Annotated in this window: 20 protein-coding genes; 7 read left to right on the forward strand and 13 right to left on the reverse strand. The window is 67.2% G+C overall.

Annotated features, from left to right (window positions below; genetic code table 11):
- Positions 1–210: 210 nt before the first annotated feature.
- From VGL40_10930 to VGL40_10950, 5 genes are all read left to right on the forward strand, one after another.
- Positions 211–1,092 (forward strand): ABC transporter ATP-binding protein, encoded by an 882-nt coding sequence (locus tag VGL40_10930; GenBank protein ID HEY3315774.1) that lies wholly within the window; start codon positions 211–213, stop codon positions 1,090–1,092.
- A complete protein-coding gene (locus VGL40_10935) occupies positions 1,089–1,889 on the forward strand; it encodes an ABC transporter permease (GenBank protein ID HEY3315775.1) in 801 nt (266 codons plus the stop codon). Before VGL40_10930 ends, VGL40_10935 begins: the two co-directional genes overlap by 4 nt.
- 84 nt (positions 1,890–1,973) lie before the next feature.
- The gene (locus VGL40_10940) at positions 1,974–2,990 is read left to right on the forward strand and encodes an ABC transporter substrate-binding protein (GenBank protein HEY3315776.1); all 1,017 of its coding nucleotides are present in this window, start codon (positions 1,974–1,976) and stop codon (positions 2,988–2,990) included.
- 425 nt (positions 2,991–3,415) lie between these two features.
- Positions 3,416–5,467, forward strand: a complete 2,052-nt coding sequence (locus tag VGL40_10945; protein ID HEY3315777.1) for a sodium-translocating pyrophosphatase — start codon at positions 3,416–3,418, stop codon at positions 5,465–5,467.
- 295 nt (positions 5,468–5,762) lie between these two features.
- Positions 5,763–7,079 carry an MFS transporter gene (locus VGL40_10950; GenBank protein ID HEY3315778.1) on the forward strand — a complete coding sequence of 439 codons (1,317 nt, stop codon included), beginning with the start codon at positions 5,763–5,765 and terminating at the stop codon, positions 7,077–7,079.
- 148 nt (positions 7,080–7,227) lie between these two features.
- Here the strand turns inward: VGL40_10950 and VGL40_10955 are convergent, their stop codons facing one another.
- From VGL40_10955 to murB, 13 genes are all read right to left on the reverse strand, one after another.
- Positions 7,228–7,887: an NAD-binding protein gene (locus VGL40_10955; GenBank protein HEY3315779.1), complete on the reverse strand. Its 660-nt coding sequence runs from the start codon at positions 7,885–7,887 to the stop codon at positions 7,228–7,230.
- A gap of 3 nt (positions 7,888–7,890) precedes the next feature.
- Positions 7,891–8,391, reverse strand: a complete 501-nt coding sequence (locus tag VGL40_10960) for a TrkA family potassium uptake protein (GenBank protein HEY3315780.1) — start codon at positions 8,389–8,391, stop codon at positions 7,891–7,893.
- 30 nt (positions 8,392–8,421) lie between these two features.
- The gene (locus tag VGL40_10965) at positions 8,422–9,057 is read right to left on the reverse strand and encodes a universal stress protein (GenBank protein HEY3315781.1); all 636 of its coding nucleotides are present in this window, start codon (positions 9,055–9,057) and stop codon (positions 8,422–8,424) included.
- Positions 9,058–9,068: 11 nt separating this feature from the next.
- The gene (locus VGL40_10970; protein ID HEY3315782.1) at positions 9,069–9,320 is read right to left on the reverse strand and encodes a hypothetical protein; all 252 of its coding nucleotides are present in this window, start codon (positions 9,318–9,320) and stop codon (positions 9,069–9,071) included.
- Positions 9,317–10,891: an APC family permease gene (locus VGL40_10975; protein HEY3315783.1), complete on the reverse strand. Its 1,575-nt coding sequence runs from the start codon at positions 10,889–10,891 to the stop codon at positions 9,317–9,319. The genes VGL40_10970 and VGL40_10975 overlap by 4 nt, the downstream gene beginning before the upstream one ends.
- A gap of 182 nt (positions 10,892–11,073) precedes the next feature.
- Entirely contained in the window at positions 11,074–11,775 is a 702-nt protein-coding gene (locus tag VGL40_10980) for an HAD family hydrolase (GenBank protein HEY3315784.1), read from the reverse strand.
- 119 nt (positions 11,776–11,894) lie between these two features.
- On the reverse strand, positions 11,895–13,556 hold the full coding sequence (locus VGL40_10985) for a patatin-like phospholipase family protein (GenBank protein ID HEY3315785.1): 1,662 nt from the start codon (positions 13,554–13,556) through the stop codon (positions 11,895–11,897).
- 170 nt (positions 13,557–13,726) lie between these two features.
- Positions 13,727–14,095, reverse strand: a complete 369-nt coding sequence (locus VGL40_10990; GenBank protein ID HEY3315786.1) for a DUF1634 domain-containing protein — start codon at positions 14,093–14,095, stop codon at positions 13,727–13,729.
- Positions 14,096–14,186: 91 nt separating this feature from the next.
- Entirely contained in the window at positions 14,187–15,017 is an 831-nt protein-coding gene (locus tag VGL40_10995) for a sulfite exporter TauE/SafE family protein (protein ID HEY3315787.1), read from the reverse strand.
- Between the two features lie 118 nt (positions 15,018–15,135).
- The gene (locus tag VGL40_11000; protein ID HEY3315788.1) at positions 15,136–17,685 is read right to left on the reverse strand and encodes a PKD domain-containing protein; all 2,550 of its coding nucleotides are present in this window, start codon (positions 17,683–17,685) and stop codon (positions 15,136–15,138) included.
- 1 nt (position 17,686) lies between these two features.
- Positions 17,687–18,502, reverse strand: a complete 816-nt coding sequence (locus VGL40_11005) for a hypothetical protein (GenBank protein ID HEY3315789.1) — start codon at positions 18,500–18,502, stop codon at positions 17,687–17,689.
- A 105-nt stretch (positions 18,503–18,607) separates the two neighbouring features.
- On the reverse strand, positions 18,608–19,495 hold the full coding sequence (locus tag VGL40_11010; GenBank protein HEY3315790.1) for a rhomboid family intramembrane serine protease: 888 nt from the start codon (positions 19,493–19,495) through the stop codon (positions 18,608–18,610).
- Between the two features lie 119 nt (positions 19,496–19,614).
- On the reverse strand, positions 19,615–20,550 hold the full coding sequence (murB, locus tag VGL40_11015; protein ID HEY3315791.1) for a UDP-N-acetylmuramate dehydrogenase: 936 nt from the start codon (positions 20,548–20,550) through the stop codon (positions 19,615–19,617).
- Between the two features lie 63 nt (positions 20,551–20,613).
- On the opposite strand from murB, the gene VGL40_11020 reads away from it, so the two are divergent.
- Both VGL40_11020 and VGL40_11025 read left to right on the forward strand, forming a co-directional pair.
- A complete protein-coding gene (locus VGL40_11020) occupies positions 20,614–21,162 on the forward strand; it encodes a hypothetical protein (GenBank protein ID HEY3315792.1) in 549 nt (182 codons plus the stop codon).
- A 238-nt stretch (positions 21,163–21,400) separates the two neighbouring features.
- A partial coding sequence (locus tag VGL40_11025) for an MMPL family transporter (protein HEY3315793.1) occupies positions 21,401–23,694 on the forward strand: 2,294 nt, incomplete at its 3' end.

Here is a 23,694-nt window from a genome sequence, read left to right on the forward strand (position 1 = left end):
CCGCGCGGCTTCGGCCGCTCGGGGTCTCTCGTTCTGTCAACCTCTTGTCCGTGCCCGGCGCGTTATGTCGGCTCACCCCGGCTCCAGCCCGCGCATATCATACGAGCGTCGCCACCGGCCGCGTGGCGCCCCGCCGGCCAGGCCACCGGTGGCCGCAACCATCGCTCTCCTCACCCCCCCGCCACACTCCTGCCCGTGGGAGGGTCCTTCATGTCGGCCATTCCAGGGTCCGTGTCCGGGTTTACCCCAGCGACTTGCGATGAGCTTAAACCCGGGTGCGGCCCTGTTTGTTGCTGCCCGGCCGCCCCGGCCAAGATCGCCTGCCGCCACCTGACCAAGGTCTATGAGAACATCGGTCGGGTCAAGAAGTCCTTCGTCGCTCTCTCCGACATCAACCTGGAGGTCCGCGAGGCCGAGTTCCTGTCCATCGTCGGCCCGTCGGGTTGCGGCAAGTCGACCCTTCTGAACATCATCGGTGGGCACATCCCGCCGAGCGCCGGCGCGGTCACCGTGGGCGGCGGGCCGGTCACCGGTCCCTCCAAGCGAGTGGGCATGGTCTTCCAGAACTTCGGCCTCTTCCCCTGGCGGACGGTGGCCGGCAACGTCGAGTTCGGCCCCCAGGTGACCGGGCTCGGGCCCAAGGAGTCCCGGGAGATCGCCCTCCGCTACATCCACCTGGTCGGCCTTGACGGCTTCCTCCAGGCCTATCCTAAGCAGCTCTCGGGGGGAATGAAGCAACGGGTCGCCCTGGCCCGGGCCCTGGCCAACGACCCGGAGATCCTGCTGATGGATGAACCCCTTGGCTCCCTGGACGCCCAGACCCGCGAGACCTTGCAGGAAGAGGTCGCCCGGATTTGGGCCGACACCGGCAAGACCATCGTTTTCGTCACCCACAACATCGACGAGGCGGTCATCCTCGGCGACCGGGTGGTGGTCATGGCCGGCCCGCCCGGTCGGATCATCGACCTCATCGAAGTCGACCTTCCCGGCCCGCGCGCCCCGGCCGCGCGGCGCTTCTCCCCCAGGCTCCTCGTGTACAAGTCGCACATCTGGGAGCTCATCCGGCAGGCGGGGAAGGTCGACCAACCATGACCATCGACGAGGAAACCCTCATCTCCTCGCCCCTGCCGAACGGCCGGCCCTGGCGCCCGTGGCTCCTCCGCGCGGCCGCGTTGGTCAGCTTCGTCGGCCTCTGGCAGCTGGCCGCCAGCCTGCGTCTGGTCAACCCGGTCTTCCTCCCGGCCCCCTCGACCATCGCTCAGGCCTTTGCCGACGCCATCCGCGACGGGGCCATCTTCGTCAACAGCCTGATCAGCCTGCGCCGGGTGATCCTCGGGTTCGCCGCCGGGGCGGTCCTCGCCGTGCCCCTCGGTCTGGCCATGGGTCACTATCGCGACGTCGAGCACTTCTTCGATCCCCTCATCGAGCTGCTCCGCCCGATCCCGCCCCTGGCCTGGATTCCGCTGTCGATCATCTGGCTCGGCATCGAAGAGAGCCCGAAGATCTTCATCATCTTCCTCGGGGCCTTCTTCCCCATCCTCCTGGCCACCGTGGCCGGGGTCAAGAACGTCGACCCCATCCTCGCCCGGGCGGCCCGCAGCCTGGGAGCCGGCGGCCGCGACATCTACCTGAGGGTCGTCCTCCCGGCCGCCGTGCCGAGCATCCTGACCGGCCTGCGGGTCGGGCTCGGGGTGGCTTGGACCTGCCTGGTCGCCGCCGAACTGATCGCCGCCAGGGCCGGGCTGGGCTACATGATCGCCGCCGCCCGCCGTTACCTGGTCACCGAGGTCGTGATCATGGGGATGCTGGTGATCGGACTCCTCGGGGTCCTGATGGAGGTCGCTCTGCGGGCCGTCGAGCGGCGGATCACCTTCTGGGTCGAGAAATGAAGCCTTGGCGGCCGGCCGCCGTTTCAGCCTTGGCGGCGGTCCCGAAGGGCCGCCGCGAGATTAGGAAAGTCGGAGGTGCAGGTTGTGCGGTTCCAAGTTGGGAGAATCGGCCTTTACGTCCTCGCCCTCGCGCTCATGCTGTCCCTCGTGGCGGTGACAGTCGCGGGGTGCGCGCCGAAGCCCGCGCCGAAGGTGCTGGTGCGGGTGGGCATCCAGCCCGGCGTGTTCGTCAGCCCCTACTTTATCGCCAAGGACCAGGGGTTCTTCGACCTCAAGAAGATTGAGATCAAGGAGTCGAGCTTCCTCTCCGGCGCGGCGATGAACGAGGGCATGCTGTCCGGCAACATCGATCTCGGTTACCTGGGCGCGACCCCGGCCATCGTGGCCGCCTCCAAGGACCCGCGGGTGGCCATCATCGCCATCTGCGACCTGTCAGACGGTGGCGAGGGCATCCTGGTCCGCAACGACAGCAACATCAAGACCCCGGCCGACCTGAGGGGCAAGAAGGTCGCCGTGGCCAAGGGCTCGACCGTCCACCGCTTTCTTTACGAGGTCCTGGCCAACGCCGGCCTGAACCCCGACAAGGACGTCAGCATCTACGACATGAGCGTCGAGGACCAGGTGACGGCGATCCAGACCAAAAACGTCGACGCCGTGGCCAACTGGGAGCCCTGGATGACCAAGGCCGAGGCGGCCGGGGCCCACCGGCTGATCGACGACTCGAAGGCCGTCGTCAGGACCTATGACGTGGTCTACATCAACACCGACTTCGCCAAGAAGAACCCGGACGCGGTCAGGGCCTTTTTGGCCGGCCACATGAAGGGGGCCCAGCTGAAGAACCAGAGCCCTGACGCCGCGGCCAAGATCGTCGCCAAGGTCCTACCGCTCAAGCCGGAAGAGATCCTCCTCACCTTCAAGCTGTTCAACCATCCGGACCTGCAGGCTCAGCTGACCCAGGACTTCTTCGGGGCCCCGAAGGAGAAGGCCCGGGCGGACATCGGCTACGACGTCGACTTCCTTTTCAAGCAGGGACTAATCAAGCAGAAGCCGGACCTCAAGACGCTGGTCGACACGCAGTATATCCTGGGATTGCAGAAATAGAGGGCGGCCTGGAGGGCGGCAGCGACCATTGAGGGCGGCGCATGGATGCGCCGCCCTCGCTGTCTGTGGGCGGCCTTCATCATTGCCGACGGTCAAGGGGAGGAATGACCCGGTAAAGGTCGAATAACGTCTACGTTCCGTTGGCGATAGGGAAACCTGGTAAAGAAGGGAATTGGAGGGATAGGATGATTGCCCCGTGGGAGAATAGGGGTGAATCGCGCTGGGGCTTTGGTGACGGCCGGGTGCCCCTTCAGCGGCCCGCCCCCGGAGCCCGGCGCCGTCATGGCTGACCGCCTTTCCCAGTTAGACATGGTTGACCGTTTTGATATCAGGTCTTATATTAGGATGGTAGGCAACGGGACCCAGGGCAAGTCGGTCCCGCCCAAATCATCGACCCGCTTGGAAAGGAAGGGAAGACACCACTAATGAGCTTGACCTTTATGATCCCGGTGGCCGGGGTGATCGCCTTCGCCACCGCTGCCTATCTCATCTGGTACGTCCTCGCCCAAGACACCGGGACCGACCAGATGAAGGAGGTGGCCCTGGCCATCCGCCAAGGAGCCTCGGCCTTCATGAACCGACAGTACAGCACCATCGCCATCCTCGCCATCATCGTCGGAATCGCCCTCGGGTTGGCCACCCACTCCTGGCGGACCAGCGTCGCCTTCCTGGCCGGCGCGGCGGCCTCGGCCCTGTCGGGCTACATCGGCATGTCCGTGGCCGTCATCAGCAACCTGCGCTCGGCCGCCGGCGCCAAGAAGAGCCTCAACAACGCTCTGACCATCGCCTTCCGGGGCGGGGCCGTATCCGGCCTGGCCGTGACCACCCTCTCCCTCCTCGGCGTGACCGCCCTGTTCTATCTGTACGGAGGGGCCTCCAACCCTGACGTCGCGCCCCTCGAGATCGTCGGCTTCGGCTTCGGGGCCAGCTTCGTCGCCCTCTTCGCCCAGCTCGGCGGAGGCATCTTCACCAAGGCCGCCGATGTCGGGGCCGACCTGGTCGGCAAGGTCGAAGCGGGCATCCCCGAGGACGACCCGCGTAACCCGGCCGTCATCGCCGATCTGGTCGGCGATAACGTCGGTGACTGCGCCGGCCGTGGCGCCGACCTCTTCGAGTCGACCGCGGCCGAGAACATCGGGGCCATGATCCTGGGTATCGCCCTGATCCCGGCCTTCGGCGTCAAGGGCATCCTCTTCCCGCTGGTCGCCCGGGCCTTCGGGATCATCGCCTCGATCGTCGGCATTTTCTTCGTCCGCGTTCGCGAGGATGAGCCGCCCATGGCCGGCCTCAACCGCGGCTTCTACGTGACCTCGATCCTGGCCGCCATCTTCCTGTACTTCGTCAGCCGGGAGATGCTCTCCGCCCCCGGCGTGAACTACCTATACTTCTGGTTCGCGGCCCTCGTCGGCATTGCCACCAGCTGGATCTTCGTCTACATCACCCAGTACTACACAGAGTATCGCTTCCGTCCGGTCAAGGAGATCGCCAACGCCTCCCAGACCGGCCCGGCGACGAACATCATCGCCGGCGTGTCGGTGGGCATGGAGTCGGTGGCCGTCCCGGTCATCGTCCTGTCCATCGCCATCTACCTCGCCCACTGGCTCGGAGCCAACTCCGGCATCCCGGGCGGCGGGCTCTACGGCACGGCCGTCGCCACCATGGGCATGCTCTCGGTGGTCGCCTACATCCTGGCCATGGACACCTACGGACCGATCGTCGACAACGCGGGCGGCATCGCCGAGATGGCCCAGGCCCCCGAGGAGTACCGAGCCCGCACGGACAAGCTCGACGCCAGCGGCAACACGACCAAGGCCCTGACCAAGGGCTATGCCGTCGGCAGCGCGTCCCTGGCCGCTTTCCTGCTCTTCTCGGCCTATATCGGCGCGGTCATCAAGGCCTCCAACGGCAGATTGACTTCGTTCCCCGTGGACATCGGCAAGCCCGAGGTCTTCATCGGCGCCTTCATCGGGGCAATGCTCGTCTTCCTCTTCTCGTCGACGGCCATCCGGGCCGTCGGCAAGGCGGCCCAGGTCGTCATCATGGAGGTCCGGCGCCAGTTCAAGGAGATCCCCGGGATCATGGAGGGCACGGCCAAGCCCGACTATCGCAAGGCCGTTGACATCGTCACCGTCGGGGCCCTCAAGGAAATGGTCGTCCCCGGGCTGCTCGTCGTGGTCACCCCCGTCCTCGTCGGCCTGATCCTCAGGGCCGAGGCTGTGGCGGCTTTCCTGATGGTGGGCACCATCGCCGGCGTCATCCTGGCCCTCTTCCTCAATACCGGCGGCGGCGCCTGGGACAACGCCAAGAAGTACATCGAAGCCGGACATCTGGGCGGGAAGCGCTCCGAATCGCACAAGGCGGCCGTCGTCGGTGACACCGTCGGCGACCCGTTCAAGGACACTGCCGGCCCATCGCTCCACGTCCTGATCAAGCTCCTGTCGACGATCACCCTCGTCCTCGCCGCCCTCTTCGTCTGAGCCTGACGCTTCGGGGTATGGGTCAGCGGCGCCCGTGAACGTCGGATTGAACGTCGAATGGATGAAGACCCTCGGGTGTCTCCCGGGGGTCTGGTTTTTCGACCTGAATGTAGACAAAGATTCAATGGCGTTTTGTCTACCGCCTCCGGAGCCGGCCCAGAAATAGCAGGAGTTGGAATTATCAGTGAGGAATACTCAAAGGGGTCCGGGGTTTTGGCAAGCACTCGGGCAGTTCATCTCGACCAGACGGCCTATTTCGACCAGGATGCCAAGCCTGGGAAGGGAGCGCTCGCGGTTGGCCCAGGCTTCCAGCAAACCCGAAATCGGTTTCCTTGATGTCCTCCGACGGCGCGACTTCCGTCTGATCTGGATCGCCCAGGCCGGGTCATACCTCGGCGACCGCCTGGAGGAGGTCGCCTTCTGGATCCTCATCATGCGGCTGGCCAACGGCTCGGCGGCGGCCGTCTCCTTCGTCCTCATCGCTTCCCGTCTGCCCCGGGTCATCCTGGGGCCGATCGCCGGCGTCCTCGTCGATCGTTGGGACAAGCGGCGGGCCATGGTCGCCTGCGACCTGATCCGGGCGTTGGTCATCCTGACCGTGCCGTTCCTCCCCCGGGCCGAGTACGTCTATCTGGTGGCTTTCCTGATGGCCAGCGTCGCCACGTTCTTCGACCCGGCGGTCCTGGCCGCCGTGCCCGAGACCCTGGGCGACCGGGAAGAAATCGTCGTCGCCAACTCCATCTCCTTCTCCACCAAGTACATCACCGACCTGGCCGGGTTCGCCGCGGCCGCGGTCGTCGTCGGTCTCATCGGTCTGTCCCCGGCCTTCTACATTGACTCGCTGAGCTTCCTCTTCTCGGCCCTGCTCATCTCGCGGGTGGCGGCGAGGTTCACCCCGCGGGCGACCGAGTCGGCCCGGCCGCCCGGACCGGCCGCCATCGCCCCCAAGCGCCCCAGCTTCCTCGCCCAACTGATGGATGGACTCAGGTATCACAGGGCCAACCCGACCGTCCTCGCTCTCCTCATCTCGACCAGCCTGGCCCTGGTGGCCATCGGTGGCATCAACACCCTGCTGGTGGTGGCGGTGCCTCGACTGCTCGGCGTGCCGGACCACTGGCTGGGGTATTACGTGGCCGCCCAGGCGGTCGGGATGTTCGGCGTCGCGTTGGCCCTGCAACCATTGACCCGCATTCTCAACAAGGCCCGCCTCATCGTCCTCGGCTACCTCTTAGGGGGCGTCGCCATCGTCGCCCTCTCCCAGAACCATTCGGTCTGGTTCGGCTTCCTGATCTACTTCGTCATGGGGCTGGCCAACACGGCCTTCATGGCCCCGGCCATCACCTGGGTCCAGGAGGTCACCCCCTTCGAGTACCGCGGCCGGGTGATGGCCCTCCGGCTGACGGCCCTGAACCTCATCTTCGCCCTTTCCGCCCCGGCCTTCGGCGAGCTTGCCGACCACCTCGGTCTGGTCCCGGTGCTGGCCGCGGCCGGCGGCTTCATGGTCCTGGCCGGTCTGATCAGCGCCATCCTCCCCGGGTTCAGGGAGTTCTGCGGCCTTGGCCCGGGGGTCCGCAAGGGACCGCCCGCCGGGGAAGTCCAGGCCGGCGGCTGACGGCGGCGGTGACGGGGCGGCAGTAGTGCCGGGCCGTCCCGCAGGCAGCCCAAAGAACGAGGTCGCGACCCCGCTTGGGGTCACGACCTCGTTTTTTGTCTCGGCCGATCGTCGAGTCGGGTATCCCGGGTCCCCGTGTCCCGGGGAACTACCAGATGCCGAGGGCCGAGCGGAGAGCCTCCTGCCCGTCCTGGCGGACCAGGGCGACGATGGAGTCGCCGCCCTGGATGACGGTGTCGCCCCTGGGGACGATGAGTTCTTCCCCGCGGACCACCGACAGCAGGATGCAGTCGAGCGGCAGGCGCAGCTCCTTGACGGCCTTGCCGACCATGGGCGAGTCGTTGGCCAGCCCGACCTCGATGATTTCCAGTCGCCCCCGCCTGAGGGCGGCCAGGCAGACCAGGGTCCCAGGGCCGACCTCCTCCTCGAGGAGGTTATAGATAATCCGTGTGCTTGAGACGGTGGCATCGATGCCGAGCATCCGGAAGGTGTCCTCGTTGAGCGGATTGTTGACCCTGGCGACCACCCGCCTGGTCCCGAACTTCCGCTTGGCCATCTGGCAGATGACCAGGTTGTCCTCATCGTATCCGGTCACGGCGACGACCACATCGGCTCGGGTGATGCCGGCCTTCTCCAAGACCCGGACATCGGCCCCGTCGCCGTGCATGACGACCTCGCCGAGGACCTCCTCGAGGTGGCGGTACCGGTCGAGACCCTTCTCGATGACAAGCACCTCGTGCCGGTTCTCAAGCAGCGTGCGGCCCAGGTAGTAGCCGATCTTGCCGCCACCGACGATGATCGCGTACACCGGCTACGCCCCCTTCCCGGAAGCCGAGGCGCCCGGCGCGCCCGCGCCAGCGGCGCCTGGACCACCGGTGGCGCCCGGACCGCCGGCGGCGCCCGGCGCCCTGATCAGGGCATCCTCGATGAGCCTCACGGTGATCAGGGTCGGGCAGATGGTCTCCAACCCGAACTCCTGGTAGATCTCCTGCATCTTGGGGTCAAAAACGCGGGCCAGGACCCGCTTGACCTTGTACTTCTCCTTGGCCATCTGGGCGGCGACGACATTGGTGTTGTCGTAGTTGGTCACGGCGATGAGGGCATCGGCCGTCTCCACCCCCGCCCGCCGGAGGATCTCGTCATCGATGCCCGTCCCGAGGACGGTCCGCCCGGCAAAAGCCTCGGGTAGGCGCTCCATGGCCAGCCGATCCCGTTCGACGACGGTCACGCCGTGCCCTTCCCGTTCGAGGTTCACGGCCAATTCCGCCCCGACCCGGCCACAACCAATGATGATCACTTGCAGTCCTCTCACTCCTGACTCCCCGTCGTTGGACCGGACGGACTAACGGTTTTGGCCCTTGAGCATGAACGACGGCCGCTCGAGGATGACGTCGCAGCGGGCGTGGCGGACGACGAAATCGGCCGTGCTGCCGAAGATCCGGTCCTCGAAGCGCTGCCGCTCCTCGACGCCGAGGACGATTACCTTGGTGGGCTGGGCGTTGGCCGCGTCAACGATGGCCCGTCCGGCCTTGCGGGCCTTCGATATCTGGGTGAAGACCTGGCAGGTGTGCTGCTTGGCGACCTCTCTCGCCTCGGCCAGGGCGACTTCGGCCCGTTTCATCTCGTCGGGGACGTCGGCGTCCAGCGGCAGGGTCATCGGCAGCTCAACGACGTAGATCGCGGTCAGAGGCAGGTTCTCCGCCTGCGCCAGGCCGCAGGCCAGGGTGAGCAGTTCGCGGGAGAGCGGTCCGCCGCGGGTCCCGACGAGGACCCGGGCACCGGCTTCGGCCACTTCCTTGGCCACCTCGACCACTTTCTCCACGATGGCCTGAGCCTTCGGCGGGTGCATCATCCACCACAGGATCCAGGAGACGGCGGTGGCGAAGACGACCCCCAGGGAGACCCCCAGCGGGGTCATGTGTACCGGCACGGCCGTGGCCTGGACGGCCAGCGGTGAAAGAGCGGAAACGAGGCCCAAGGTTGCTCCTCCTAGCTGCGGCGGGTCATCCGGGTCAAGCGCCCCGGGCGGCCCGCGATGAGGTCGAAGAGGATTTTCAGTCGGACCGCCCCGAAGCCGATGAAGGCCAGGGACAGAAGGTATCCGGCGGTGGTGCCGCCGCCCATGGCGAGCAGGCGGACCAGCATCACCAGGCCGAGGATGAAGGCCAACAGGCCGGTGAAGAGCTTGTAACGGTCGAGCATTCTCTGCTGACTCGGGGTCAATGGCGGGCGTGGGCTCACTTGGCTGCCTCCATCTCGTCGCGGCGCCTTAGGGCCGCCTGGTATTGCTCGAGGAGTCGGTACTCGCCGGCTTCGCGGAGGACGTGCAGTTGGTCGCCCTCCCAGTCGCGCTTGACGTTGCCGAAGATGGGCAACTTCGCGCGGGAGCGATAGGTGAAGTAGATGATGTAGCCCAAGACCAGCCAGGCCGGGCCGGCGATCCGCCCGATGGCGTGGGTCCAGACGACCAGGACCCAAATGAAGATGTTCCCGGCCAGCCCGACAAGGGCAAGTACAGGCACGTCCACCCGCCGGCCTCGGACAACGGTCGACAGGTTGAGGGGCACCTTGTAGGGTCGTGGTGAATAGGGATCGTCAAAACGTAGTTTGACCAGAGAAATCAGCACCAAGACATAACCGGTGACGGCCCCGAAGGCGTACAGGTTGGCCAGGGTGTCGTAGGCATTGGCCGACAGGGAGGCGAGGATGACTTCCAGGATGGCCAGGGCCGAGAAGACGACGATCGTCCGGTGCGGCGTGCGATACTTGACGTGGACCGCCTCGAACCACTTGGGAAGCAGCTGGAAGCGGCTCATCGACCAGGTGATCCGGGAGTAGCCCATGACCCCGGTGTTGGCCGAGGCGAAGACGAGGGTGGCCGCCAGGACGGCGGTGAACGGGCCGGCGATGAAGCCGATGAACGGGATATGCTGGGCCAGCACGGCGATGGGGTCGCCCTGGTTCTGGGCGATCACCTGCCATGGTAGGATGCCCAGGCTGAGGACGGAGAAGCTCATCGCGTAGATCAGGACGGTGAAGATCAGGGCCAGAGACGTGCGGGGAACGACGGTGGCCGGCCGGATCGTCTCCTGGGCGGCCTGGGAGATGGACTCAAGGCCGACGAAGGAGATGATGGCGATGGACGCCCCGTAGAGGAACTGCGGCGTCGACGGGAAGGCCGTCAGGAACTGGTGTTGTAAGAGCGCGGGGTCCCAGGCGAAGAGGAAGCCGAAGAGAATGATCAAGGACTCGTTGAGCATGTCGACGGCGCAGAAGACCTCGTTCATCCGCGAGGACTCGCGGATGCCGCGGATGTTCAGGACGATCAGGAAAAGGATCCCGATGATCCCCTCGATGGCCAGCCACGGCTGGTGTTGCAGCCTCGGGAAGAAGAAGTTGATGTAGCCGGCCGAGGAGATGGCGAAGAGGGAGACGTCGATGGTGAAATCCAGGAGGAGGGCCCATCCGGAGGTGAAGCCGAGAAAGTCACCCAGGCCGCGGAGGGTATAGTACTGGCCGCCGCCGGCCACCGGATAGGTCGCGGCCAGCTCGGTGTAGGCTAGGCCGATGAACATGTAAATCAGCCCGGTGATGGCAAAGGCCAACGGGGCGCCGCCCTGGGCGGCCGCGACGACCAGGCCAAGGGCGACATAGACGTCGGCCCCGACGTCGGCGTAACCCCACGTATAGGAACCCCACACGCCGACCGCCCGGCGAAGCCCGTCGGCGCTTTCTTCCATGGGCGGCTCGTCGCGCCCGGCTTCGCCGTTCCCCTTGGGCCGGCCGCGCAGGCGCTCTGGAACGAAGGACATATCGTCACTCCCAGGACCGAGGCCAGTTAAGACGGCGGCCGAAAGAACTATTTCGGCCGCCGGACTTTGATCGCGGTTCGGTCGCAAGGATATATTATAAGGCTTTGGCAATTGTGCGGGCAAGCACCCTTTTCGGTGGGAAAATCAGGCGGCGCCACGTTCTCCGCGGCGCCGTCGGGGATTCACAGGATTTCCGCCAGTTGCTTCAGGCTTCCGCGATGGTCCACCTTGGGACTGCTCTTTTCGCGGTGGATCAACTCCTCGTCGACCAGGAAGGTCTTCATTCCCAGCCGGGCGGCGACCATGTCGTCCTGTACGTCGTTCCCGGCCATCATCGCCTCTTGCGGGCTGACCCCGATGAGGTCGCAGATCTCCTGATAGTACTCCAGGCGCGGCTTACAGAAATGCATGACCTCGTATGAGGTGATCAAGTCGTAGGGGAAGTCGGCCACCCCCGCCCAACGCATCCGTTCGATGATGGCGTAGATGGGGAACATCGGGTTGGTGGCGATGACCACTCTCAGGCCCTTATCAAAGGCCTTCTGGACGACCTGCCGAGCGGCCGGCTTGCAGGCGGTGTATTCCTGCAGCTCCCGAAAATGTCGGGCGTAGAAGCGGTCGAACTTCGGCATCATCTCCTCGGCCGGTCGGCCGACCTTGGGGAGGAAGTCGGCCATGAAGACCTCTTGGTTGGTCCGACTCGGGTCGAGGTCGCTCATCATCACCATCGTCGACGACATGACCTGGGCGACCAGCTTGTCCCGGGGCAGGATGCCGTCGAAGCTCCGGGCCAGCGCGCCGAAGTACGGCTTGAGGAAGGCGTCCATGTCGTTCCCGAGCAGGGTCCCGTCCAAGTCAAAAAGGATCGCGCGAAGCATCTTCATCCTCCTGGGAGAATCTACTCGCCGGCCGCAAAGGCCCCGTCAACCGGGCCCGCGGATGGGGACCCATGGTTCAACGCGGCCTTGGCGCCGGCAGGTCGGAGGTATTTCGACGCTTCGCGCTAGGAATCCTTTGTCGGCCCGGGCGCCCGCCGGAAGGTCTTAACCGCGGCCACCCGCCGGAGGGGGAAGGTCAGACCACGGTAGGCGGCGACGGCCGAACCGCCGAGGATGGCCGCCCACCCGGCCCCTGAGAGTTGGTCGAGGACGAGGTCGACGGCGTTGCCGGCGACCTTCAGGGATTGCCATCGTCCCGACCAGCTCAAGTCGGGCCACCCGCGCGGGTGAAGGGCGACGACTTCGTAATCGGCCTCGGGACCTGGTTCGTACTCGATTCCTCGGCGCCGAAGCCAATCGCGGGCGACCCGACGCCCGACCCTGAAGTCATGCTCGCGGAACCTCTCGTCGAACAGCCCTCCGAAGTGACCCCAGAAGCCGCCGGCCAGATCCGCCGCCTGCTCGGGCGACAGATGGTGGAGCTGGTACCGGCGCTTGCCGAAGAGGCCGGCGGCGCCCTCCAGGCGCAGTCGGAGGAGCAGGAAGAGGCGGCGGTGGGCCGGTGACCGAGCGGACAGGGAAAGCGGCCACCCCCCGGCGTCCTGCTCCCCGGCCAGGCCGTCGACGACCCCGTCAAGGTCGGGCCAGAGGCGCCGGGTCCGGGCGCTAAGGTCGGCCAGGGCGGCCAGCGCCTCCGGTTCACCCAGGCGGGCGATGACGGCGGCCCAGTCGTCCCAGGCCTCGGCGAGGGCCGTCAGACGCTGGTTGGTCTTCTCGAAGCGGGTGAGGTCGCGGCTGATCTGCTCGCTAATGGGGATCGTGGCCAGCTTGGACAGGACCGCCACCGGCGAGTAGCCATCCGGCCCCGGTGGCCCGGCGCTCTGGTCGCCGGGGTCGCCCGGCTCGATGACGATGAACTCCCGCGTGACCCCGGAGTTCGCCACGGGGCTCGCCGCGCCCGCGGGGTCCGCCGCCCCCGGCGAGTCGAGGTCGGCCACGGCATCGATGGCCCGGCCGAGGGGCATCCCCTCGAGAACTCCCCCATCGGTGCACCAGAACTGCCGGCGGCCGTCGTCAAGGTGACGGCCGGGGACGGACCGGTCGAGTTCGTCCCGGCCGTGGTCAACGCGGACCGGCTCAAAGCCCACCGGGAAGGCCGCCGAGGCGGCCGCCGCTCGAGCGATGCCGGACCAGACCGCCTCATCATACGGCCGCCGGGGATCAAGGTCATAGACTTTGAAATCCTCATGGGTCACGGTCTCCACCGTGGGTGGGTCGCCGGAGGTCCCGAAGCGGTAACGAATCCCGTCCAGGTTGGTCAAGGTGGCCACGAACCGCAAAGGCCAGTCGGCCATGGGGACCGCGCCGGGGGCGGTCGGGCGGAGCCAGTCCCTGACCAGCGCGCCCATGGCCGCCCCGGACAGGACGGAGCGCCGGCGGCCGCGGGCGGAGCCGGAGAGCCGCGCGGCCGACGCCCCTTTGACCCAGGCGTCGTGAATCGTCTCCAGCGGGGCCCCGTTGACCAGGCAGTGGGCGGCCAGAGCCGCCGTCAGGGCTCCGGCGGAGGTGCCGATGAGGGCGTCCGGGATCAGGGGGGGTTGTCCCATCCCACGCCGCCTGGACTGGGTGAGGGCCGAGAGGATCTCGTAGACCGCCCCGCCCTCATAGGGTCCAAGGGCGGCGGCACCGGAAAGGACCAGGGCCACGCGCGCTACTCCGACTGACAAGGCGCATCGAGCCTCCTCAGAGGCCGATCCTTACGGCGGGCCGACGGGAGACCGGTGGGCCGAAGCTGGCCGACGTTGGACCGGCTCCAGGGTACTATATGCGCCGAATAAGGAAAAGCCCACCCAGGAAGGGCGGGCCGCGGATTTCGAGGAGATTTCCCCGACCTATCCTAGGCGGCGACGAAAATGCTGAAGGCCAGCACCATGGCAACGAGCAAAGCGACGCCGCCGTATAGCCAGTCCCGCTCGGCCAGGAAACCGATAAGGCAGGTGACCACCCGGATGGCCGGGGTAGCCATCAGCAGAATAATGCCGACCGTCAGGACGGCCCCGGGGTCACCCTTCAAGGCCAGGACGAAAGCCTGCCTGATGGGGGTGGTTTGGTGGGCCGTCTGGGCCGGGTGGAGGGCCAGCAACAGAAGCCCGACAAGCATTACTCCGATGCTGACCGTGACGCCGATGAGAAGGACCCAATGGAGGATTTGTTCCAGGTCGATCGATTCCCGACCGGTACCGGCCGCTTTGGCTTGCTCTGACAAGGGCTTCACCTCAAGGATTGGAGTGACCGGACGACGCCCGGGTGATATGGGGCACGGACGTGGGACGGGTTACTGACGGACCTCGATAATCCTAGCGGATATCGATTCCGAAGGCGTTGAGGATCATCTGGACGGCCATGGCCAGCATGACCAGGACAAAGATGTTCAGCAGTGAGCGGGTGCGAATCCTTGGGGCGATGTGGGCGCCGAACCTCGCCCCCAGGAAGACCCCGATGGCCGCGGGCGCGGTGATCACCGGGTCGATCATTCCCCGGGAGAAGTAGATGAAGGCGCTGGCCACGGCGGTCACGCCGATCATGAAGTTGCTGGTGGCGGTGGCCGCCTTGACCGGAACGCCCATGCCCAGGGTCATCGCTGGAACCTTGATCACTCCCCCGCCCACGCCGAGGAGCCCGGAAAGGTTGCCGGCCAGGAACGAGGTGGCCAGCCCGATCGGGAGGTTGCGGACTCTGTATGACACGTCTTTCTTGGCATAGGGGTCGTAGTAGTGACCACCCAGGCGGTCGCCGGACTCCCTGGGCGCGATGCGGCCCTCGGATTTGCGGCGGAACATGGTCGCGGCGACCAGGACCATGACCGTGCCAAAGATGCCGCTGAGGATTTCCTTACCGACCATGCCGGCGACGAGCCCGCCGGTGACCGCTCCCGCAGTGGTCAGGGTCTCCATGGTCATCCCCAGGCGCACGTTGGTTAAGCGGTCGCGCACATAGGTGCTGGCGGCGGCAGAAGACGTGGCGATAACGGCGACGATGCTTGCCCCGATGGAGTTGTGGATGGGGACGCCAAAGACCAGGGTCAACAAGGGCACGACGAGAATGCCGCCACCCAGGCCGACCATCGCCCCCATCGTTCCGGCGACGATGCCCAGTGCGCTTATGCCAAGGAAAGTTCCGAGCGACACCAATGGACCAGCCTTCTCTCCCGCGGTTTCAACCCTATGTATCATACCACAGGAGAGACCGCCGGGTTCAGCCGGGGTTGGTGGTCAAACCCGACGGGTCGGCGCTTCGCCCTCTGGCCTACTGCGTGGTGGCCGTCGTGCACACCTCCACCGCGACCGTCTCGACGTAGGTGTCGACGACGAACACGGAGCGTTCCGGGAAGCGGTAGCTGAGGCGGACGGTGACGGCGGCGGAGACCTCGAAAGTCCCGGGCCGGGCCCACACGACGTAGAAGACGGGACCCGGGTCGATGGTGACCACCTTGTTCACGGACAGAGGCGGGTCGTCGACTCGAGCGGTGACCTTGAACTCGGCCGGTTTCCCGGTCACCCACATCTTCGGTCCGTCGATAACGACCTTCACCGCCGGCTCGCGGATGGTCTCGGCCCGGAACTCACGCTCTCCCCCGTCGCCTTCCACCGGCCAGGTCAATTGCCTGATGATCTGCCCGCCGTTGTCGGTCGAGGTGGCTGTCACGGTGTACTGACCGGGAGCGAAACGGTGGCTTTGGACGGTCTCGATGTGCGCCGGGTCGGGGTCCGCGGTCGTCGTGCCGTCCCCGAAGTCCCATTCCCAACGCTGATGAAAGGTCCGTCTCTCCTCGCGGTGAGTGGTCTTCTTGCTCCGGCGGATGACGGCGATGGTCGGCGGGGTGGGGGCCGGCTGGCCGGCGGGCGGCTCAGACCCGCCCGACTCCCCGGGGCCCGCCGGGACGGGCTCACTCGGCGGCGCGGGTTCGGACCCTTCGTTCAGGTCATCGGGAATGAACGTCGCCCGGAAGCGCAGCGCCGCCTTGGCCTCGACGCCGGGAGACAGGACTTCGGCCAGGCCGGATGAGGGGCGGAAACGAAGCCCGACCCAAACCCGGACGCAGTCGCCGCCGAAGGCCGCGAAGTCAGCTGCCAACGGCCCTCGGCTCCCCTCAACCGCCAGTTCACGCCTGGCCGTTGAGCCGTCGGCCATCTCGGCGTAGGCCCAAGCGCTCAGGTCATAGCCTGGCTCGAGGCGATTCGGCGGGGAGAGCTCAACCAGAAGCCGTCCCGGGCGGTCGATCCGGTCACCGTGAAACTCCACATAGGAGGGGGCGTTGGCGACCACCGTCACCTGTCCCTCGGCCGCCCACTGGCGCGGTCCAAGCCGCCGACCGTCGGTGGGCTCGAGGACCCTGACCGGCTTGACTCCCCCAAGTTCTCGGAAGATCAGGTCCTGCACGTCCCGCCGCTCGAGGAGGTCGGTCGGGTTGAACGACGGCGCCCCCCTCAAGAGTGTGAAGGCATCGTTTTCGCGGACCGGCAGGGACATGGCCAGAAGCTCGGTCCTGAGGTCGTTGGCCTGCGACCGCACCCCGCCCGATAACGCCGGGAAGACGCTCCAGAGGTTGGGCCACTTCCCGGCGATGGTCACGAAGCGTGGGTTGGGAGGCCCGACGGCGGTGGCGAAGGACGGGCTGCCCTCGGCCACCAGCCGCCGACAGGTTTCCTGACCTCCCCAGTGGTCGAGGAAGTAGTTGGCCAGGATGACGGCTTCCGGATCGCTTGGGGAGGCCGATGGCAAGGGCAAGTCGACCGTTGTCAACCTGGCCGCCGATGAAGCCCACGGGTCGAACCCCAGGAGCCTTGTGGCGGCCGCTGTCCCGAGGCGGCCGGCCTCGCCGATCAGGACGTTGAACCCCAAGCTCCGAAGGGTCTTGGCGAGAAGATCGAGGACGGCCCGCTTGAGTCCGCCGGCCTTGGCGGCCAGGACGCCCTCGAGAAGCTCGGCGGCCGTCGGCAGGGGCTTCTTGTGTTGGGCCAGGCGGGCCCAGTTGTACTCGGCCGCTCTGATCGCCTCGAACTCGATGAAGGCGCGGGTCAGGGCTTCCTCGGTGCCTGGCGGCGGGTCGACCAGCGAGGCCAGGGCTGGGTAACGGTCAAGGTTTGGCGGCACCTGGGCCCCGGCGACCGACGTATCGAAGAGGCCCTTCTCTTCCCGGGCGAGCCACGAGATGAAGGTGGTTGTGGGGTCTCCATTGGCTCCGAACTTGACTTCCCGGTAGTACCGCATGGCCAGCGGCTCATAGACCCGGAGGGCTCGGGTGGCGACGTATTCTGCCTCGTCGGCGAAATCCGCCTTGGTCGGACGCTCACCCTCGGGGAGGCGCCCGATCAGTTGTCGGAAGTCGGCCTGCTTCTCCAGTTGAGCCGTCAGGCGGAGGGCGGTGGCGGCGAAGGAGCCGCGGTTGGGCGGGGCCACCATGACCAGGGTCCGGACCGGGCCGGGCTCCCCTTCCAGGAGGATCGCCAATCGGGCTGCCAAGCAGAGACTCCCGACGGCGACCGCGTCGACCCTTCGGCCGCCGCCGGCCTCCAGGGCCTGGCTGAACACCCGCCGCACGGCCGCGCTTTGGAGGACGTAGTCGCCGTCCTCCGTGGCAAGGGCGAAGAGGTCTCGCCCGTCGGCATAGCCGGCCGCCCGCAGCCGCTCCAGGAATGAACTCGCCGAACCCTCCGGCGTGATGACGACCAGGGGTGCGCGGGAGCCGAAGAGCGGTGAACGGGGCTCGGCGGCCACCGGACGGACCGGCAGGAGAATAGAGATGGCCAAGGTCGAGAAGGTGAGAAAGACTGATAACCATCGACGGACCGACATCCTACCCGCCTCCCCCGACTTCACCGGCCAGGCCCCAGAATCCGCGGTTGATGATCACCAAGGTGCTCAACGGGGTCCCGCCGGACAGAGCTGAATCGACCGCCGCGGTCCATTCGGGCCCGGGCTCGTAGGCGAGCGTCCCGGCCGCGGACTCGACCCACAAGAAGGCCCACCGTTCGCCCGGCGCCAGGGCATGGGTCCGCCCAAGGTACTCGACGGTGACGCGACCATCCCCGGCGACCCCGGTTAGGCGGACCGCGCCGGGAGCCAGGCGCCCGGTCCCCCCGGCCGGTCGGATGCGCTCCGGGGGGGTCTCGAAGTCCAGGGTCCAGGGCAGGCGCCGGACGGGAGTGAGCTCCTCGGCCAAGATGACGTCGAGGTCCTGAACCAGCCGGTGGACAAGGAGGCCTCGACGCAGCCGGGATTGGCGACCCGGGCCGGCCATGATCATGAGGCGGTCAACGGGGTCGAAGGTCACCAGGGGCGGCGTTCCGAGTTCAGGGATGACGGTCCGGTCGAGGATCCGGTTACCGGTCTCGATTATGCTGACGACGAGGTATGGTCGGTCGGCTTGGGCTTGATTAAGAACAACGGGCTTTCCGCCCAGCCGCGCCGACAGGAGGCCCGCGGCGGCCAGTCCGGTGGCGACAATCAACAGCGCGAACAACCTCCGCGGCATCTGCCCGCCCCCGTCCCGACGCGTCTCTTGACCAACTTCGAACCAGAAGCCCACGATGTGATCCCTCCCGAACGGGACGGCCGGCAGCTTTCGATGGTCGCCACCGGTTCCCTGCCGGCGGGTAGGGTTGTCGAACAAAAAACCCGCCTCCGGCGAGGAGGCGGGCTTCGGGCTGGAGGGCAGGGTTCGAAGTGGCGGCCGATTCGGTGGTCGTACGGGTGACTCTCGTTCCCGAGCCGCCGATCACGTCCCGCCCAGCTGGTTCAACAAATCGCGGGCCGGCTGGTATTGCGGATTCACCGTCAAGGCCTGCTGCAACTCGGCCTTGGCCAGGTCACGCCGACTCGTCCGGATGTAGATGATGGCCAGGTTATAGTGGGCGGCGGCGTTGTCCGGCTTGGCGGCGATCGATGACTTGTAGAGGTCCTCCGCGCCTGAGTAGTCCCCGGCTTCGGCGGCCCGGTTTCCGGCATTGAAGTCGTAGAACCACTTCGACCGCGGCGGATGCAGGGAGACCGTTACGGCCCCGAGGAAGACGGCCACGATGACGGTCGTCACCAGCCAGCGGAAGGTTCCCGTCCTTCTCGGCGCCTTGGCCCGCGAGCCGACGACGTAGCTGACGCCGATGCCGCCAAGGAGGCCGCCGACATGGGCGTAGTTGTCGATCCCCGGGTTGACCAAGCCGAAAGCCAGATTGAAGAGGAGCGCCGGGAGGATGGCCGCCCAGATGCTCCGACCGACCCGTCGGCGGTTGCTGATGGCAAAGTAGACGTAGGCCCCAAACAGCCCGAAGATGGCTCCCGACGCGCCCACCGAGAGGCTGGGGCTGAAGATCAGGCTGACGACCGTGGACATGACCCCGGAAACGAGGTAGATTACGAGATAGCGGACCCGGCCGAAGAGGATCTCGACCCCGACGCCCAGACCGTACAGGGCGTAGCTGTTGAAAAGCAGGTGGATCAACCCGGCATGGAGGAAGATGGGGGTGATCAACCGCCAGTACTGACCGGACCAGATGAGGACATCATACTTGGCCCCGAACCGGATGAGGTTCTGCGGGTCGGAGCCCCCGAAAAAGGCCGACACCGCCCAGACCGCGATGTTGACGCCCATGAGGGTGTAGGTGAGCATGGGGCGCTCACCGGGGCTCCGTCGGCGCGGCGCCTCTGTCGGCGTTACCGGCTCGGGCGCCCTCGGTTCCGTCTCCGGACCCGGCCCGGCCTCCTCCGGCCTCGTTTCCCGCCGCTCGCTCATCCCTCGCCGATGACCCGCACTTCCGGCACCAGTTCGACGCTGAACTTGTCCATAACCGCTCGGCGGATACGGTCGATGACCTCCAGGACATCCTGAGCGGTGGCCCCGCCGCGGTTGATGATGAAGCCGGCATGCTTCTCGGACACCTGGGCGCCGCCGACCCGCAACCCGCGCAGGCCGGCCTGGGTGATCATCGGTCCGACGTAGTGGCCTTCCGGGCGCCGGAAGACGCTGCCGGCGCTGGGGTACTCGAGCGGCTGTTTGGCCGCCCGCTTCTGGGTCCAGCGTTCCATCTCGACCTCGATGGCCGACCGATCGCCCGCCCTCAGGCCGAGCTCGCCGCGAAGAACGATCAGCCCGCCTCCCTGCAGGACGCTCCGGCGATAGCCGAAACCCAGCTCCGACTGGTCCAACCAGGAGGCCCCGCCGTCCGCCTCGAGGACCTGCACCCGCCGGACGATGTCCTTCATCTCGCCCCCATGCGCCCCCGCGTTCATCACCAGGGCGCCGCCGAGCGAACCGGGGATGCCGCAGGCGAAGGCTAGACCGGAGAGGCCCCGGCGGGACGCGGAGCGGGACAGGTCGCCCAGCGCCACGCCGGCGCCGGCGCGAATCGTCCCCTCGCTCACGTCGATGTCGTCCAGCCCCTCCCCGATCCTCAGGACCAGGCCGGGCAGACCGCCGTCCCGGACGAGGAGGTTGGTCCCCCGGCCGATGACCGTCATCGGGACGGCCTCGCGGACCGCCCAGAGGACCGTCCGCCGCAGGGTCTCCTCATCCCGCGGGGTGACCAGCAGGTCGGCCGGCCCGCCGATGCGAAATGAAGTATATTCGCTCATCGGAGCGTCAGTGGTCACGGGCAGACCGGGCAGGTCCCGCCGGAGGCGCTCGGCCCAGGTCGCCCGCTCGACGCGGGAGTATGTCGGGGCCACTCCACGTTCCCCTTTCCAATCCTTCAGGCCAGGCCGCAAGGCCCTGAGAGGCGGTCGAACCCCATGCCCACCGAAAAACGGTTCAAGAAGGCTTACTCCCTACTGGACAAGGTGACCCCCCTGGCCGGTGACTGCGGCCTGATATGCGGCCGCAAGTGCTGCACCGAGTGGGAGAAGGGGGCCGGGATGTACCTTCTCCCAGGCGAGGAGGTCATGTTCACAAGGGACGAGGACTGGTTGCGGTGGGAGGTCCATTCGACCAAGGACTACGAATTCTGTCCGGCCTGGAACGGGGAATTCTTCTTCGTCGTCTGCACGAAGCCCTGCCCGCGCCAAATTCGACCGTTCGCCTGCCGGACCTTTCCCCTCGCCCCATATCTTACGCCGCGCGGGCAGCTTACCATGCTGCTCGACGAGAACGGCATCCTCATCTGCCCGTTGGTCCAGGCCGGCCGGCTGGCGCGGTTGCAGCCGGACTTCATCGAGGCCGCTCGCGAAGCTTGGTCGGTCCTCCTCAAGGATGACTTCATCTGGGCCGACGTCGAATGGCAGTCTCGGGAGCGCGATAGGGCCAATACCGACGTCTGGACCCGCCTCTTCCGGCGCGGGTGACCATCCCGGACCCCTGACCATCCCCCGCCCCTCTTCCTGACCGCCAATCGATCCCTGCCGGGAGCCGCGTCGGCTCCTGTTTTTTTGTTCCCCCGGCCGTCCGAAGCCGATTGACCGGCCCGGTCTCTGGAGATGTTAGCCGATGTGATGGCGGCCCGAGCGACGCAGGTCCCGGCCCCGGGGGTCCCGCCCCGGGGGTCCCGCCGCCCTGGACCGCCGATTGAAGACGGAGGTAGTCATGTTCCACCGACTGGGCAAGATCGTCGTCTGTTACCGCGTCCTCATCATCTGCCTGTGGCTGGGTCTGACCGCGGGAATGCTCTTCGCCCCGTCCCTGCGATCGGTGGGCACCGCCGACGAGACCAGCTTCTTGCCGACCGGGGCTGAGTCGATGACCGCCCGGCAGTTGGCCGCCGACGAGTTCCCGAGCGGGGCCGTGGATAGCGCCGGGGTGCTGGTCTTCTTCAATCCCGACGGGCTCTCGGAGCGAGACCGGGCCTACGCCGAGGAGGTGGCCACCTGGCTGGCGACGGCGGGACCACGCGAAGTCGGCCAAGTCGTCTCGGCCTTCGGACACCCGGAGATGAGGGACCTCCTGGTCAGCCGCGATGGCCGGACTATGCTCCTTCAGGTCTCCTTCAACGTTGCTCCCTTCCACGAGCCCGCCAATCAGGCCGTCGCGGCCATCCGCGAGCGGGTCGGGGATGCCCCTCCCGGGCTCGAGGTCCGGGTCACCGGGGAGGCCGGCATCGGAGCCGACTTCCTGGCGGCGATCAACCGCAGCACTAGCCGGGCCACCGTGGTCACCGTGGCCCTGGTCGTCTTGGTCGTCCTCTTGGTCTACCGGTCTCCCGTGGCCGCCTTGGTTCCCTTGGCCACGGTGGGGGTGGCCTTCCTGACGTCGCGGGGGCTCCTCGGCCTCCTGGCGGCGGCCGGCCTCAATGTCTCGTCGCTCCTCGATTCATTCCTCGTCGTGCTGGTCTTCGGGGTCGGTACCGACTACAGCCTGTTCATCATCTCCCGGTATCGGGAGGAACTGGCCGGTCGGGACCGGACCGCGGCGGCCACCGAGACCGTCGGGCGGATGGGCCCGGTCATCGTCTCCAGCGCCGCCACAGTCATCATCGGGCTGCTCAGCCTGGGCGTTGCCAGCTACCGCCTGACCAGGACGATCGGACCGGCGATGGGTCTGGCGGTGGCGGTCACCCTGTCGGCCTCGTTGACCCTCACCCCCGCCCTCTTCTCCCTCTTCGGGCGCCGCCTCTTCTGGCCCTTCGCCGAGTCGGCCGGGACGGCCGAGGGGCGCGGGTTCTGGTCTCGCCTGGCCGGAGCCGTGACCCGGCGGCCGATCGTCGTCAGCCTGGTCGCCCTGACCCTGCTGGTGCTGCCCATGGCCAGGCTGCCGGCGATGGTCCTCAGCTTCAATCTCCTGGCCGAGCTCCCCGCGACGACCGATTCCGTCCGAGGCTTCACCATCATCGCTGAGCACTTCGAGCAGGGCGACATGATGCCCGTCTCGGTCCTCATCCAAGCCCCCTCCGATTTGACTGAGGCGGCCGGACTCGCCCGGACGGTCAAGTTGACCAAAGCCCTGGAGGCCGTGCCGGGAGTCGAGCGGGTCGTCGCCGTCACCTCGCCGACCGCCGACGAAGCCTCCGGACACCGCCTGACCGTGCCCGGGCAATTGAGCGCCCTGGTCACGGGCTTGGAGCAAGGCCTTAACCCCGGCGAAGGCCTGGTCGTCGACGCCGAGGTGATCGCCTCGCCGGCGGCGACCCAGGGCCTGGAGATGATGCGCGTCTATCTGGACGATCTGGGGCGAAGCTTCCCCGGGCTGCGGGACGATTCCTACTACCAGAAGGCCACCGGGGCGCTGGGCGCTCTCGGCCGAGCCCTGGCCGACGCCCGCCGCGGGGCCCGACCCGACAACCAGTTGCGTCTGCTGGCCGATGGGCTGGGGGCGGCCACGGCGGCCTCGGCGGTACCATCCGAGGGCGCCTCCTTGGCCGAGCTGACCGCCGGGTTCGTCCAGTTGGAAGTGGTCCCCAGCTACCTCAGCGAACTGGCGGCCCAGTTCCCGGCCTTGCTCGATAACCCGGCCTACGCCGACGCCGTCTCCGCCCTGGTCGAGTTGGACCGGGTGAAGCAGGCCCTCAGTGTCGACGGGCAGCTCCTCGAGATGGCCGCCCAACTGCGGACCTCAGCCGGGGCCGTCGGCGACGGGGAGGTGGCGGCGATGGGCGGGAGGGCCGGGGCAGATGATTCCGCGGGCCCCTTCGGTGGGCTCCGGTCGTACCTTGAAGGGCTGGCCGGGGCCTACCCGGGCCTCGTTTCGGACCAGGATTATCGCGAAGCCATGGCCACCCTGACCGATCTGGAGCGCACCCTGACCGGCCTCGAGGCGGCCGGCCGGGCTTACTCCTTCCAAGCCCCGTTGGCTTTCCTCAGCCCCGCGGCCCAGGATTACGTGCGGGCCGGGAGGGATCGGATCGTTGGAGCGCCGGCCGCGTTGGCGGCCGGCCTGAAGCGGCT

Source organism: Bacillota bacterium (assembly GCA_036504675.1).
Classification (GTDB): Bacteria; Bacillota; Sulfobacillia; order JAJYWN01; family JAJZPE01; genus DASXUT01.